Here is a 13,551-nt window from a genome sequence, read left to right on the forward strand (position 1 = left end):
ATCGTCGTCTGTCGCTACATGTCGCGGTTGTCTTCGCTCGTCTGGAACTGGGCCGGCGACGGCGAACTGGCGACGGCGAGGTCCGGCGTGACCTGTTCGGCGGCGGCCGGCCCGGCGCCCAAGGCGAGCAGTGCCGCGGCGATCGCGGCCACCAGCGCTGCGGGGACGATTCTCACGCTGTTCTCCTCACACACCCGGCCAGGGTTCGGCACGCGACACCATCGCACAAAAATCGTCGGAACGGGAGTCCCCCTAACGTACTTGCCGGCTCCGTGACCAATCGGGTGCGGAGCGTGATAAGTACGCACTGTAACGGTCTTACCTGCGGTTTCGATGTTCCTGGAAGGTCAACTGTCCGAATGGGGCAGCCCATTCGGAGCTGCGGGGTTGCTACGTCTTGACGAACCCGCACCCGGAGGGATGGAATTCCGCCACATTCCGTATTTCCCGGGTCGACGACGATGTGCCCTGGCAAGGGGTTGGCGAATGCGTAGGCTAGTCAGAGCGGTGTCCTGTGGTCTCGTCGTGCTGCTCGCCGCCGGGTGCGGCGCGGAGGTCGACCCACTCGCGCCCCCCACGGGCAGTCGGGCTCCGAGGCCGGTGGTCGGCGTGATCCTCCCCGACCGCTCGTCGTCGGACCGCTGGGAGGACCAGGACCGGCCGCTGCTGCTCCAGGCGCTGAACTTCGCGGGCATCGAGGGCCTGATCGAGAACGCGGACGGTGACGAGGCGAAGTTCGCCAGCATCGCCGACGAGATGATCGGGCGCGGCGTCAAGGTGCTGATGACGACCCCGCTGAGCCCCGAGGGCGGCGCGGAGGTCGAGCGCAAGGCGCGGCAGGCGGGCATCCCGGTCATCAACTACGACCGGATCAGCCTGGGCGGCCAGGCCGACTACTACGTCTCGTTCGACAACCTCAACGTCGGCGAGCTGCAGGCCGAGGGCCTGCTCAAGTGCCTGGGCGACAAGCAGGGCGCGCGGATCATCGAGCTGCAGGGCGCGCCGACGGACAACAACGCCACCCTGTTCTTCGACGGCCAGCGCCGCAAGCTCGGCCCCAAGTACGACACCGGCGCGCTGAAGCTGGTCGACAGCAAGGCCGTCGACAAGTGGGACCCGGTGCTGGGCAAGGCCGCGTTCGAGCAGATGCTGTCGGCCAACAACGGCGCGGTGGACGGCGTGGTCGCGGCCAACGACGGGCTGGCCGGCGCGGCGATCGAGGTGCTCAAGGCCAAGGGCCTGGCCGGGCAGGTGCCGGTGACCGGTCAGGACGCCACGCTGGAGGGCCTGCGGGCGATCCTGCGCGGCGAGCAGTGCATGACGGTCTACAAGCCGATCCGGGACGAGGCCGAGGCGGCGGCGCGGCTGGCCATCGCGGTGGCCCGCGGCGACCTGAGCGGCGCGGACGACCTGGCCACCGGCAACACCCGCGACCTGGTGGCGAAGCGGGACGTGAAGTCGGTGCTGCTGGGCGCGGACCTGATCACCCGGGACAACGTGCGCGCGCTGGTGGCCGAGAGCGTGGTCAAGCACGCGGACCTGTGCGCGGGCGACACCGCGGACGACTGCGCCGAGCTGGGCATCCTGACCGGTTAGGCGGCGGCCCCGGGGCCGGGCAGCACGTCGATGTCGGCCGGCCCCATCGGCTCGCCGCACTCCGAGCAGTGCGGCTCGACGTGCGCGGTCCGACCGCACGCGTGGTGGCGGTAGAGCACGGGCGGGCCGGCCTCGCCCGCCGTCCAGCGGTCGCCCCAGCGCACCATCACCATCAGCAGCTCGACCAGTTCGAGCCCTTTCGGCGTGAGCGCGTACTCGTGGCGCGGCGGCTTGGCCGAGTACTCGCGCCGTTCCAGCACGCCCTGCTCCAGCAGCCACCTGAGCCGTTCGGCGAGCACCTTGCGCGAGATGCCGAGGTTCTCCTGGAGCTGGTCGAAGCGACCGATGCCCACGAAGACGTCGCGCAGGATCAGCGGTGACCACGGTTCGCCGATGACGTCCATGGTGCGCGCGATCGAGCAGGCCATGTCGCCGAACCGGGTCCGCTGCACGGGACCGAGTCTAACCGAAAGGGTTCCCTCAAGGAACTTCCTTCGCTAGGGTCAGTTCCCTCAGGGAACTTTGGAGGTGTGAGTGATGGCCCGACCGACCGTTGTCTCGCCGCAGGAGTGGCAGGCCGCCCGCGACGACCTGCTGGTCAAGGAGAAGGAGCTGACCCGCGCGCTGGACGCCCTGGCCGCCGAACGGCGCCGGCTGCCCATGGTGCGGCTCGGCGTCGACCACCGGTTCACCGCGCCCGACGGCGCCGTGGTCGGTCTCGCCGAGCTGTTCGCGGGCCGCCGGCAGCTCGTCACCTACCACCACATGCTCGCGCCGGGCCAGGACTGGCTGTGCTCGGGCTGCGCCTCGTTCACCGACAACCTGGCCGACCAGGTCCACCTCAACGCCCGCGACACCACGTTGATCCTGCTGTCACGCGCGCCGCAGGACGAGATCGCGGCCGTGCGCGAGCGGATGGGCTGGACGGCGCCGTGGTACTCGGCCGGCCAGGCGTTCCACGACGAGCTGGGCCTCGGCGACGGCTTCGGGCTGAGCGTGTTCCTGCGCGACGGCGACGAGGTGTTCCGCACGTACTACACCACCGCGCGCGGTGTCGACCGGCTGCGGCTGGACTTCAGCCTGCTCGACCTGACCCCCTACGGCCGTCAGGAGGAGTGGGAGGACTCGCCGGCCGGCTGGCCGCAGACACCCACCATGGCGTGGCTGCGCCTGCGCGACGAGTACGAGGCCTGAGCGCCGTGCCCAGGACCATGACCGACGCCGAGCGCGACGAGTTCCTCGGCCTGCCGCACGTCGCCGTGCTCAGCGTCGCCGCCGACGACCGCCCGCCGCTGACCGTGCCGGTGTTCTACGCCCACCGGGACGGCCTGCTCACGTTCTTCACCGGCACGCAGGGCCGCACGGCCCGCAAGACCCGGCTGCTGGAGCGGGCGGGCGCGTTCAGCCTGTGCGTGCAGCAGCCGACCTACCCGTACAAGTACGTGACCGCCGAGTGCGTCGTGCACCGCGCGGACCGGGCGCCGTCGACCGACGACGTGCACGCCGTGACGAGCCGGTACCTGCCGCAGGAGGCCGCGCGGGCGTTCGCGGAGGCGGAGACCGCCGCGCCGTCGGAGACGTTCGTGCTGTTCACCGGACGTCCCGTGCGGTGGCTGACCAGCGACTTCGGCGAGCCGGACGGGCCCGGCGACCAGGGCCGGGGCTAGTCCTCCTCGTCGTGCCGCCCGGAGATGAACTCCTGCACCCGGATCTTCACCTGGATCAGCGGCCGGCGGATGCGGGCCTCCCGGCGGTACGCGCGGCGCAGCTTGCGCGAGCCCTCGGTGTAGCGCCAGCGGGCCCACGGCGAGCCGGGGCGGGCCAGTCGCAGCGCGCCGATCTCCGGCAGGACGGGCACCAGCAGCCCGATCAGCCCGGTCCACACCTTGCCCTTGAGCAGCGCCACGATGGCGAAGGCGAGGTTGACCAGGATGATCAGCACGCGCACGGCCAGGCCCTCGCCGTAGAACTCCTCGTAGCCCAGCGGGTGGGCGCCGAGCAGCAGCAGGCCGGTCATCCCGATGGCCAGGAACACCGCGTCCACCGACAGCCGGCCGTCCTTCGTCCAGTACACGTCGCGCAGGTGCAGGAGCAGCGCGAACTCGTCGAGCACGAGGGCCGCGCCGACGCCGAGCAGCGTCGCTGCGGCAACCCGCACCCCGTGCTGGTCGTCCGGCACGGCCAACCCGATCATGCCGCCGAGCAGCATGAAGACCGCGCCGAACACGACGTGGTGGATGTGCGTGCCGCCGGGGGTGAAGTTGCCCGGCCACCAGCGCACCTTCGCCCGGATCAGGCGGACGCTGATCCGGATGAAGACGAAGGTGACCACCAGGCCGAGGAAGAAGAACAGCAGCCGGGACTGGGGCAGGTGGAGCGCGTACACCACTCCATCTTCACCCGACGGGGCTACTTGAACCTGATGCCGCCCTGGATGTCGCCCGCCTGCACGACGTTGCCGTGCACCGTGCCGGAGATCTGGTTGGTCACCCGGCCGGTCTGCGTGACGGCGTGGTGGGCCCGCAGTTCGGCCCCGAAGCCCGGGTCGGCCGCGACGGTCCGCTCCAGCGTCTCGCTCAGCTCCTTGACCTGGGGCGAGTCCGCGGGCGCGCCCTCGGCGGCGGTGAGCGCCGCGGCGGCCACGGGATCGTCCGCGAACTTGGCGCGGACCAGCTCGTACAGGCCGGCGACGGCCCGCGAGGCGAGCGACGCGGCGATGGTGACCAGCATCGGTTCAGGCATCGGAGACCCCCTGTGATCGCGGCCTTGCCCACGGTAGCAGTGCGACTCGCCGCATTCTTCCGCTCGACTGCCGGCGGGATCTCATGGTTGACTGTCTTCGGTCGTACCTTTCTGTGTTCGTGTTCCACCACGCTCGCGGAACGGAGTTGCGGGCGCCGAACTTTCCTCGCCAGGAGGGGCCGGGGCCCTAGCTGACCCGGTGGTCGCAAGCGCGATCCGGCACCTGTTAGAGGAGAAGTAGCAAGATGGCAGTTCAGGGCACCGTCAAGTGGTTCAACGCGGAGAAGGGCTTCGGCTTCATCTCCCCGGACAACGGTGGCGCCGACGTGTTCGTGCACTACTCGGAGATCCAGAGCAACGGCTACCGCACCCTGGAAGAGAACCAGCGGGTGGAGTTCGAGATCGGCCAGGGCCAGAAGGGCCCGCAGGCACAGGCGGTTCGACCGCTCTGACCTAATCCGGGTCACCACCAGGACCTGGATCTTTTCGGGCCGCCACTCCTCGCAGCAGCGGGGGGTGGCGGCCCGAATCGTTGTTCAGGCCCTCAGCCCGGTCGCCAGGTCGACCTGCCCGCCGTGGACCCGCTTGCCGATCAGCCGGGCGTCGTCGAACACGAAGAACACCGTCTCGCGCACCCGGTAGGCCCGCCCCGCGGGCTCCTCGCCGCGAAGACCGCCCTGGTGGGTGCCCCGCAGCTCCAGTTCCACGACTACCGCGTCTTCGGCGTGGCGCAGCTCGACCAGCGTGCTGCGCCGGTCCGGGAACGCGTCGTGGACGCGCGCGTAGTAGGCGGCCACCTCGGCCCGGCCGTCGAACACCTGACCGGTCGCCACGATCTCGCACCGGGGGTGGTCGAAGGCGCCGACGGCGGTGTCGAACTCGTGCTCGTTCTCCGACTCCAGGTGCTCCAGCACGATCGCCTCCCGCAGGGCCCGCAGTGCCTTGGACGCGGTCATGCGCGCGATTCCCTCCGGTTCGTCGGTAGCTGACGACGAAACACGCAGCGCACCCACCAGTCAAGACGGCATCCGCGTCGAGAGCGGCGCGAACGGACGCGCGTTCACCCGTCGAGCGGTGCGCGCGACCGTCCGGTCGGAGTGGTCGTGATTGGTGCGATTGCCGGTGGGGCCGACCGGCGACCGGGTGTGCTTAATCGTTTACCCGGGGCTTCGCCGGTAAGGCGGCGGGTGTTCGCCGCCGCCTTGCCGTGATCGCTCAGGGACGCATTCCGTATGCGCCGGACAGCGCCGCGACCTTGCTCCAGACGCGTTCGAAGCGGGCCTGGTCGACAACGGGCTTGCGGACCTGCCCGACCGCCCAGCCCTGCTGCGCCTCGGTGGACGACGCCTTGCCGTGCAGCGCGACCGCGTAGGCCGAGAAGTCGCGCACCAGGACGTCGAACACCTGGTCGAGCACGTCGGTGTCCAGGTCGGTGAGCCGGGCCTGCTCCAGCGCCAGCTGGCCGTAGACGACCAGGGTGAACAGGTGGCCGAGGTTGAGCAGGAAGTCCAGGTCTTGCTGCTGCTCCTCGTCGGGCGCGGCGGTGGTCAGCAGGGTGCGCAGCGCCGCGGCCTGCTCGTGGAAGCGGGCCACGTTGGGCACGTGCGCGTGCTCGCGGTAGGCCGTCTCCCAGTCGTGGAACCGGATCCGCCCCAGGCCGCGAGCCGGTCCCTGGTGCCAGAAGAAGTCGTCGTCGGCCGGGTCGTGCCTGGTCGGGACGTCGTCGTACGCGGTGGGCCGGAACAGGTAGTTCGGCATGAACTTGAGCACGAGGGCCAGGTTGACGTGGACCGTGCCCTCCAGCTTCGGCAGCGCGCGGATGTCGCGGGCGGCCATGGCGAAGTAGGTGTCCTTCTCGAAGCCCTTGGCCGCGATCACGTCCCAGAGCAGGTCGACGACCCGTTCGCCCTCGCTGGTGACCTTCATCTTGGTGATCGGGTTGAACAGCAGGTAGCGGCGGTCCTCGGGGGAGGCGCTGCGGAAGTAGTCCGCGGCCCGGTCGGCGAACAGCTTCATGGCGGTGAGCCGGGCGTAGGCGTCCACGAAGTTCTGCCGCACGTGCGGGAAGTCGGTGACCCGCTTGCCGTACAGGACCCGGTTGTGGGCGTGCGTGACGGCCTCGTAGAACGCGTGCTCGTCGATGCCGATCGACGCCGTGCACAGGTTGAACTTGCCCACGTTGACCGTGTTGAGGGCGGCGCTGAACGCGTCCGGGCCGGTGTGCAGGACGTCGTCCGGGGTGACCGGGTAGTCGTCCAGGTGGAACTCGCTGACGTACATCTGCGAGTCGACCACGTTCTTGACCAGCGTGAACTTCTCGTGCTGGGAGTCGACGGCGAAGAACACGTAGCCGTCCGGCCCTTCGACGTCCGCGCGGCGGCCGAAGACCGACACCATGCCGGCCACGTTGCCGTTGCCGATGTAGTACTTGCCGCCGGTCGCGGTGAAGCCGGTGGCGGTGGGCGTCAGAACCATGTCGGTGGAGTAGACGTCCGCGCCGTGCTCCTTCTCGGACAGCCCGAACGCGAACACCGAGCCCCGGTCGAGCAGCTCGGCGGCCTTCTTGCGGGCCACCGCGTTGTCGCTCATCCAGATCGGGCCCAGGCCCAGCACGGTGACCTGCCAGGCGTACCAGTACTGGAGGCCGTAGAAGGCGAGGACCTCGCTCAACGCGGCGTTGCGGGCGGCGTCCCAGCGCTTGTCGGGGTCGCCGCCGGCCTCGGCCGCGGGGGTGCAGAAGGTCGCGAACAGCTTCTCGCGCGCGACGAAGTCGAGGAACTCGGTGTACCAGACCTTGGCCTGGTCGTCGGCGATCAGGCGGCGCTTGCCGCGCTCCTCGAACCAGTCGACGGTCGCGCGCAGCAGGCGGCGGCTCTCGGCGTCCAGGTGTCCGAAGTCGTGGGTGTTCGGGTGGAACAGCACCGGGGTTCTCCCTTCGTCGCCGCCGCACGCTACCAGTCGGTAACTTGTCCGGCTCGTGCCGTCCGCGTCACCGCCTGCGGAGCGGCGGCCGGGGAGTTACTGTGCTGCGCGTCACAAACCGAGGAGACGCCATGCACCTGCTCGCCATCGGCACCCGCAAGGGCCTGTGGCTCGCGACCAGTGAAGACCGCGCGTCGTGGAGCCTCAGCGGACCGCACCACCCGATGACCGAGGTCTACGCGGTCGCGATCGAGCACCGCCGCGACCGGCCGCGGCTCCTGGTCGGCACGAGCAGCCCGCACTTCGGCCCGACCGTCGTGACCAGCGACGACCTCGGCGCGACCTGGGACGAACCGGACCACGCGCCGATCGCCTTCCCCGAGGAGGCCGCGCTGGAACGGGTGTGGCAGTTGGCGCTCACCCCCGACCCGGAGGTCGTGTACGCGGGCACGCAGCCCTCGGCGTTGTTCCGCTCCGAAGACGGCGGTCGGACGTATGCGCTGGTGGAAGGCTTGTGGAAGCACCCGCACCGCGAGCGGTGGGGCGCGGGGTTCGGCGGGCAGGCGATCCACACCGTGCTGCCGGACCCGGTCGACCCGTTGCGGCTGGTCGTGGCCATGTCCACCGGCGGCGTGTACCGGACGTTCGACGGCGGGTCGTCCTGGGAGCCGGGCAACACCGGCATCAAGGCCTACTTCCTGCCCGACCCGTACCCCGAGTTCGGCCAGTGCGTGCACAAGGTGAGCCGGCACCCGTCGCGGCCCGAGCGGCTGTTCCTGCAGAACCACCACGGCGTGTACCGGTCGGACGACGGGGGCGCGACGTGGGCGTCGATCGCGGCCGGCCTGCCCGCCGACTTCGGGTTCACCGTGGTCAGTCACCCGCACGACCCCGACGTCGTCTACACCTTCCCGCTGACCGCGGACGGCGACCGGTTCCCGCCCGGCGGCGAGTGCGCGGTGTACCGGTCCGCGGACGCCGGGTCGTCGTGGGAGGCGCTGCGCACCGGGCTGCCGGACGGCTTCTGGACCGCCGTGATGCGCGACGCGATGTGCACCGACGCGGCGAGCCCGGCCGGCGTCTACTTCGGGTCCCGGTCGGGCGAGGTGTACGCCGGCGCGGACGAGGGGGAGAGCTGGCGGCGGATCGCCGAGCACCTGCCCGACGTGGTGTGCGTGCGGGCGGCGGAGGTGTGACGTGCGGGTGCTCGTGCTGATCCCCGGCCCGCTGCGGCAGACGGCGGGCGACCAGGCGAAGCTGGAGGTCGACCTGCCCGAGCCCGCCACGCTCGGCGCGCTGCTCGACCACCTGGCCGCGCGGTACCCGTTGCTGGACCGCCGGTTGCGCGACGAGCGGGCCGGGCTGCGCCGCCACGTGAACTTCTACGTGGACGGCGAGGAGTGCCGCCGGCTGTCCGGGCCCGACACCTCGTTGGGCCCGGACGCGGAGGTGCGGATCCTGCCGTCGGTGGCGGGCGGCTAGGGCTTCGCGATCCGCCGGTACAGGGGACGCAGGGCGTCGGTCACCGACCGGCCGTCCACGACGAGCGGCCCGAGCTGGTCGAGCAGCGCGTCCGGGCGGCTCGTGGACGGCTCGACGAGGTCCGGCACGACCTCGGCGACCTTCGGGCGTGCCCAGAAGTCCGCGAAGGAGTCCTCCGGCTCCGGCGCCGCCTCGGTCGGCTCGGGCGGGACGGGCGCGCGCAGGTCGCGCAGCCGGTCCAGCAGGTCCTCGCGCGAGCGCCCGCGCCAGGCCAGGATCTCGAACGGGTCGGTGTCGAACGACTCGGCGAGCAGGTAGCAGGTGGCGGCGAGGTGCTTGCACGGCACTTCCCAGTCCGGGCACGTGCAGTCCATGTGCAGCTCCCGCATCGTGCTCGGGAACAGGGTGAGGCCCAGGTCGGCGAACACGTCCTCGATCTCCGGCGGCATCTCGCCCGCCAGCAGCTTGGCCGCGAAGATCGCCCGGTCGGCCAGCGCGTGCTCGATGCGCCGCCAGTCGTCGTCGGTGAACTTCCGCACCCCGATCCGCGCCCGGTACGGCTCGGGGCGCGTCCCGGTCACCAGCGCCACCACCAGGCTCGACGACAGGGACAGGCTCATCACCTGGCCGGTGCGCGCGTACGCGCGACCGCGGTCGAGGCGGCCGGCCATGCCGAACGACTCCAGGACCTCGAGGAACCGCCGCGACCACCACGTCTGCGCGACGTCGCCCCGCTTGCTGCGCAGCGTGAGGCCGCCCTCGACCCGGATCGGCCGCGACGGCGGGTGGTACCCGTGCCAGTCAGTCACCGACGGCCTCCCCGGACAGGGCGAACAGCTCCCGCAGCTCACCGGTCGACATCTCGGTCAGCCAGTCCTCGCCGGCGCCGACCACCAGCTGCGCCAACCCGCGCTTCTCCTCGATCATGCGGTCGATCCGCTCCTCCAAGGTGCCGACGCAGACGAACTTGCGCACCTGCACGTGGTTGCGCTGGCCGATCCGGAACGCCCGGTCGGTGGCCTGGTCCTCGACGGCCGGGTTCCACCAGCGGTCGAGGTGGATGACGTGGTTGGCGGCGGTCAGGTTCAGCCCCGTGCCGCCCGCCTTGAGCGACAGCACGAAGATCGACGGGCCGTCCTCGGCCTGGAACCGCCGCACCATCTCGTCGCGCTGCCGCTTCGTCGTGCCGCCGTGCAGGTAGAGGACCTCGGTGTCGAACCGCGCGGCCAGGTGGGGCACCACCAGCGAGCCGAAGGCGGTGAACTGGGTGAAGCACAACGCCTTGTCGCCGTCGGCCAGCGCCTCGTCCAGGACCTCCTCCAACCGGGCGAGCTTGCCGGAGCGGCCGGCGACGCGCGAGCCGTCGCCGAGGAGCTGCGCCGGGTGGTTGCAGACCTGCTTGAGGCGCGACATCGTGGCCAGGACCAGGCCCTTGCGCTTGACGCCCTCCGCCTCGGCGATCTTGGCCAGCATGTCGTCCACCACGGCCTGGTAGAGCGTGGCCTGCTCGGGGGTCAGCGTGCACAGCTGCTTGACCTCGATCTTGTCCGGCAGGTCGGTGATGATCCGCGGGTCGGTCTTGAGGCGGCGCAGCACGAACGGGCCGGTGATCCGGCGCAGGCGGACGGCGGCGTCCTCGTCGTGGTGGCGTTCGACGGGCACGGCGAAGCGGGCGCGGAACGTGTTGACCGTGCCCAGGACGCCGGGGTTGACGAAGTCCATGATCGACCACAGCTCGGCCAGCCGGTTCTCCACCGGCGTGCCGGTCAGCGCCACGCGGTGCCGGGCGGGCAGCGCGCGCACCACCTTCGACTGCCGGGTGGAGCTGTTCTTGATGTTCTGCGCCTCGTCCAGCACGACTCGGTCCCAGCTCACGTCGGCGAGCTTCCCCGCGTCGCGCGCGACGACCGCGTAGGTGGTGATGACGATGTCGCAGTCGGTGTCGAGCGCGCGCTCCGCGCCGTGGTAGACGCGCACCTCCAGCCCGGGTGTGAAGCGGGCGGCCTCGCGTTGCCAGTTGCCGACCACGGACATCGGGCAGACCAGCAACGTCGGCAGGCGCTTGCCGTGCGCGCGGTTGTGCGCTTCGAGTGCCAGGAGTTGCACGGTCTTGCCGAGGCCCATGTCGTCGGCCAGGCACGCGCCCAGGCCCAGCCGGTCGAGGAACGCGAGCCAGGCCAGTCCCCGTGCCTGGTAGGGCCGCAGCTCGGCGACCAGCCCCTTCGGCCGCGCGACCGGCTCCAGGTGGTGCTCGACCTCGCCGGAGAGCAGGTCGCCGAGCCAGCCGGTGGCGCTGACCCCGTTCAGCGGGAGGGGCAGGTCGGCGTCCTCGGGGTGCAGGCCGGAGTGCAGCAGGACCTGCGCGGCGGTCATCTGCCCGCCGCCCCGCTTGAGGAAGGCGAGGCCGGCGGCGAGGCGCTTCGGGTCGACGTGCACCCACTGGCCGCGGACCCGGACCAGCGGCACCTTGGCCTCGGCGAGGGACTGGAGCTCGGCCTCGGTCAGCCGCTCGTCGCCGACCGCCAGCTCCCACTTGTAGTCGACCAGGACCTTCAGCCCCAGCTCGCTCTCCTTCGCGACCTGACCCGCCGTGCCGCGGCTGGTGGCCGTGAGCCGGAGCCCGAGCCGGTGGGGTTGGCGCCACCACGAGGGCAGCATCACGCCGAACCCGGCCTCCGCCAGCACCGCCGCGTGCTGGAGGAAGTCGTACGCGCCTTCCACGTCCAGTTCCAGCTCCACCGGCCGGCGGGCGGAGAGCGCCCGGTCCAGCGCCGGGTAGAGCCGCCCGGCCCGGCCGAGGTCGCCGAGCAGCACGTCCTCGGGCCGGCCGACCCACCGCCGCAGGACGGCGTCCTGCTTGTGCCACAACTGTTCCGCGGTCACCACGACACTCGGTTCGTCCACGGCCTGGAGCAGGAACTCGACCCGCCACCCGTCCTTCGCCATGCCGCCCTGGTCGGGTGAGCTGAGCCGGAAGCAGGTCCGAACCGGACTCTGCTGCAACCCGTTGGCCCGCCAAGCCGCCACCTTGGCCCGCAGCGCGCCCACTTCGCCGACCACGCGCGGTTCGTCCACCAACGCGTCCAACCACTGCCCGACGACCCCGTCACCACCCGGCCGGGCGCCCCGCAGCGCGGCCCTGACCTCACGGTCGACCGCGCGATCCAGCACTTCCTGGACCAGCTCGCCAGGCCCGTCGGAGGCCCGGAACGACGGCGGCGCACTCGCCCGCAGCGCGGCGAACCGCAACGAGTCCACCCCGGACAACGCGGCCCGCCACCTCGCGAACCCGTCCCCGTCCAACGACGGCAGCACCCGGCCGCGCCGAACCAGCTCCCGCCCGAACCCGAGGACGTCGTCCAGGAACTTCCACGAAGCCCCAGCCCGGCAGTCCGGCGGCAATGCGCCGCCCACCCCGTCCACCCACACGACGGGAACCACCCACTCCCGCCACCGCAGAGCGCCCCGCCGGCCGCCGGAGGTCTCCCGGACCAACTCCGGCGACCCCACCGGCCCACCCGCGTGGGAAGGGAGTCGAAGGGCAACCTCCCCGACCACCCCACCGACCAACCGGACAAGCCCTTCCCCGCCGACCGCGAACGGATGCCCGACCGCCCGCCGGGGCAACCTCCCGCCGACCCGCTCCGGCGAGAGCGAATCCTCCGCCCAAACCCCGACCCGCCCACTGCCCACGCCCAACGCATGCAACACCAGCACGGACAGCACTATGCGCCCAACCCGGCCGCATCCCCAACTCACCCCACCGACCCCGCGCCACCTGCCCGCCCGCGTCGACCTGATCTCGGCAACATCGGCTGTGACCTTCACCGGCGACCAGCCGACGAGGGTCGCGGGACAGCTCCGGGGCACCGGTGGCAGGCCGAGCGAGGTGGGCCGACCGGCCCGCCCTGCGGTGCGGTGGTCACTGGGTCCGGAGGGACCTCCGGCGGGCCAGGGTGGTGACGCCGACGGCGGCCAGGCCGACCTGCAGGGCCAGCTCGATCCAGTCGATGCCCGGGGTGTCCGAGACGCCCAGGACCGAAGCCGCGAACGTGCCCACCAGGGCCGCCGCGACACCGACCAGGAGCGTCAGCAGCATCGAGATCTTCTGCCTGCCCGGCACGACCAACCGCCCAAGGCCACCGACGAGCACGCCGATGAACAGCGCCGAGATGAGCCCGGTGATCTCCACGAGAGGTCCTTTCCTCGCCCTACGCGTCCACCACGAGCATCACTCGACACCGTCCCCTCCCGAATCGGGTTTGCCCCTGACCCGCCCCTGACCCCGACCCTGAACCCGGAACACCGACGCGCCCTCGGCGGACAGCTCCCGGCCGGGCACGTCCGGGTCGCAGCCCACCCTGGCCAACCGCGACCTGATCGAGGTGGGGGAGCGCTCCAGCCGCTTGGCGATCGAACGGATCAGCTCCGTGGTCGGGGTCTCGGCGGTGGCGGCCAGCCAATCGGCGCGCAGACCGTCGTCGAGGTCCTGCGTCCACGGTTGGTTGGCGTTGGCCGGCCGGTCGCGGGCCGCCGGCGAGGACGGCGCGCTCAGCCGCCCCAAGGCCTCCAGCACCTGCGCCAGCAGCTTGCCGATCTTCGCGCCGGCGTCCGCGGGCAGGCGGAGGGTGCCCTCGGCCACCAGCACGCCCGACGAGTCGACACCGGCCAGGTCGACGGACAGGTCAGGGTCGGTGGTGGCCACCACCTGGTAGGTCGTGGAGCCGATGCGGACCGCGTTCTCGTACGTGGTTGTCGTCATGGTGATGACGCTAGCGGAGGGGTCTGACAATCCTGGTGCGGGCGGAG

Annotated in this window: 16 protein-coding genes; 6 read left to right on the plus strand and 10 right to left on the minus strand. The window is 71.4% G+C overall.

The annotated features are described in order from the left end of the window. Positions 1–14: 14 nt before the first annotated feature. Positions 15–176, minus strand: coding sequence for a hypothetical protein (locus IOD16_RS03110; protein WP_170185113.1), 162 nt, complete (start codon positions 174–176; stop codon positions 15–17). A gap of 310 nt (positions 177–486) precedes the next feature. Between IOD16_RS03110 and IOD16_RS03115 the strand changes: the two genes are divergently transcribed. After that, complete coding sequence (locus IOD16_RS03115) at positions 487–1,596, plus strand: sugar ABC transporter substrate-binding protein (RefSeq protein WP_123743778.1); 1,110 nt, start codon at positions 487–489, stop codon at positions 1,594–1,596. Here IOD16_RS03115 and IOD16_RS03120 read toward each other — a convergent pair. Beyond that, positions 1,593–2,048, minus strand: a complete 456-nt coding sequence (locus IOD16_RS03120; RefSeq protein ID WP_201438808.1) for a winged helix-turn-helix transcriptional regulator — start codon at positions 2,046–2,048, stop codon at positions 1,593–1,595. The two genes, IOD16_RS03115 and IOD16_RS03120, sit on opposite strands and share 4 nt — an antisense overlap. Before the next feature lie 85 nt (positions 2,049–2,133). On the opposite strand from IOD16_RS03120, the gene IOD16_RS03125 reads away from it, so the two are divergent. Beyond that, positions 2,134–2,790 (plus strand): DUF899 domain-containing protein, encoded by a 657-nt coding sequence (locus IOD16_RS03125; protein WP_201438809.1) that lies wholly within the window; start codon positions 2,134–2,136, stop codon positions 2,788–2,790. A gap of 5 nt (positions 2,791–2,795) precedes the next feature. Beyond that, positions 2,796–3,263 carry a pyridoxamine 5'-phosphate oxidase family protein gene (locus tag IOD16_RS03130; RefSeq protein WP_201438810.1) on the plus strand — a complete coding sequence of 156 codons (468 nt, stop codon included), beginning with the start codon at positions 2,796–2,798 and terminating at the stop codon, positions 3,261–3,263. On the opposite strand, the gene IOD16_RS03135 is transcribed toward IOD16_RS03130, so the two are convergent. Both IOD16_RS03135 and IOD16_RS03140 read right to left on the minus strand, forming a co-directional pair. Continuing rightward, a complete protein-coding gene (locus IOD16_RS03135; RefSeq protein ID WP_236594719.1) occupies positions 3,260–3,982 on the minus strand; it encodes a hypothetical protein in 723 nt (240 codons plus the stop codon). The two genes, IOD16_RS03130 and IOD16_RS03135, sit on opposite strands and share 4 nt — an antisense overlap. A gap of 23 nt (positions 3,983–4,005) precedes the next feature. After that, complete coding sequence (locus IOD16_RS03140) at positions 4,006–4,338, minus strand: hypothetical protein (RefSeq protein ID WP_201438811.1); 333 nt, start codon at positions 4,336–4,338, stop codon at positions 4,006–4,008. Positions 4,339–4,583: 245 nt separating this feature from the next. Between IOD16_RS03140 and cspE the strand changes: the two genes are divergently transcribed. Further along, positions 4,584–4,790 (plus strand): transcription antiterminator/RNA stability regulator CspE, encoded by a 207-nt coding sequence (gene cspE / locus IOD16_RS03145; RefSeq protein ID WP_015098655.1) that lies wholly within the window; start codon positions 4,584–4,586, stop codon positions 4,788–4,790. Between the two features lie 84 nt (positions 4,791–4,874). On the opposite strand, the gene IOD16_RS03150 is transcribed toward cspE, so the two are convergent. Both IOD16_RS03150 and IOD16_RS03155 read right to left on the minus strand, forming a co-directional pair. Beyond that, a complete protein-coding gene (locus IOD16_RS03150; protein WP_201438812.1) occupies positions 4,875–5,294 on the minus strand; it encodes an ester cyclase in 420 nt (139 codons plus the stop codon). A 259-nt stretch (positions 5,295–5,553) separates the two neighbouring features. Beyond that, the gene (locus IOD16_RS03155) at positions 5,554–7,260 is read right to left on the minus strand and encodes an acyl-CoA dehydrogenase (protein WP_201438813.1); all 1,707 of its coding nucleotides are present in this window, start codon (positions 7,258–7,260) and stop codon (positions 5,554–5,556) included. 131 nt (positions 7,261–7,391) lie between these two features. Here IOD16_RS03155 and IOD16_RS03160 point away from each other — a divergent pair, with 131 nt between their 5' ends. Beyond that, positions 7,392–8,456 carry a WD40/YVTN/BNR-like repeat-containing protein gene (locus IOD16_RS03160; protein ID WP_201438814.1) on the plus strand — a complete coding sequence of 355 codons (1,065 nt, stop codon included), beginning with the start codon at positions 7,392–7,394 and terminating at the stop codon, positions 8,454–8,456. Between the two features lies 1 nt (position 8,457). Continuing rightward, positions 8,458–8,742 carry a MoaD/ThiS family protein gene (locus IOD16_RS03165; RefSeq protein WP_123743771.1) on the plus strand — a complete coding sequence of 95 codons (285 nt, stop codon included), beginning with the start codon at positions 8,458–8,460 and terminating at the stop codon, positions 8,740–8,742. On the opposite strand, the gene IOD16_RS03170 is transcribed toward IOD16_RS03165, so the two are convergent. The 4 genes from IOD16_RS03170 to IOD16_RS03185 all read right to left on the minus strand — a co-directional run bounded on the left by IOD16_RS03170 (position 8,739) and on the right by IOD16_RS03185 (position 13,504). Next, a complete protein-coding gene (locus IOD16_RS03170) occupies positions 8,739–9,551 on the minus strand; it encodes an SWIM zinc finger family protein (RefSeq protein ID WP_201438815.1) in 813 nt (270 codons plus the stop codon). The two genes, IOD16_RS03165 and IOD16_RS03170, sit on opposite strands and share 4 nt — an antisense overlap. Continuing rightward, positions 9,544–12,252 (minus strand): DEAD/DEAH box helicase, encoded by a 2,709-nt coding sequence (locus IOD16_RS03175; RefSeq protein ID WP_236594720.1) that lies wholly within the window; start codon positions 12,250–12,252, stop codon positions 9,544–9,546. Before IOD16_RS03175 ends, IOD16_RS03170 begins: the two co-directional genes overlap by 8 nt. 412 nt (positions 12,253–12,664) lie before the next feature. Continuing rightward, a complete protein-coding gene (locus IOD16_RS03180; RefSeq protein ID WP_201438816.1) occupies positions 12,665–12,934 on the minus strand; it encodes a GlsB/YeaQ/YmgE family stress response membrane protein in 270 nt (89 codons plus the stop codon). 39 nt (positions 12,935–12,973) lie between these two features. Then, complete coding sequence (locus tag IOD16_RS03185) at positions 12,974–13,504, minus strand: hypothetical protein (protein WP_201438817.1); 531 nt, start codon at positions 13,502–13,504, stop codon at positions 12,974–12,976. Positions 13,505–13,551 lie beyond the last annotated feature (47 nt).

The organism is Saccharothrix sp. 6-C, assembly GCF_016695385.1.
In the GTDB taxonomy this organism is placed as follows: domain Bacteria; phylum Actinomycetota; class Actinomycetes; order Mycobacteriales; family Pseudonocardiaceae; genus Actinosynnema; species Actinosynnema texasense.

Bases quoted from the DNA above. Each gene is read 5' to 3' on its own strand.
- cspE (WP_015098655.1), top strand. From the start codon at position 4,584: ATGGCAGTTCAGGGCACCGTCAAGTGGTTCAACGCGGAGAAGGGCTTC.
- IOD16_RS03115 (WP_123743778.1), top strand. From the start codon at position 487: ATGCGTAGGCTAGTCAGAGCGGTGTCCTGTGGTCTCGTCGTGCTGCTC.
- IOD16_RS03125 (WP_201438809.1), top strand. From the start codon at position 2,134: ATGGCCCGACCGACCGTTGTCTCGCCGCAGGAGTGGCAGGCCGCCCGC.
- IOD16_RS03150 (WP_201438812.1), bottom strand. From the start codon at position 5,294: ATGACCGCGTCCAAGGCACTGCGGGCCCTGCGGGAGGCGATCGTGCTG.
- IOD16_RS03160 (WP_201438814.1), top strand. From the start codon at position 7,392: ATGCACCTGCTCGCCATCGGCACCCGCAAGGGCCTGTGGCTCGCGACC.
- IOD16_RS03185 (WP_201438817.1), bottom strand. From the start codon at position 13,504: ATGACGACAACCACGTACGAGAACGCGGTCCGCATCGGCTCCACGACC.
- IOD16_RS03140 (WP_201438811.1), bottom strand. From the start codon at position 4,338: ATGCCTGAACCGATGCTGGTCACCATCGCCGCGTCGCTCGCCTCGCGG.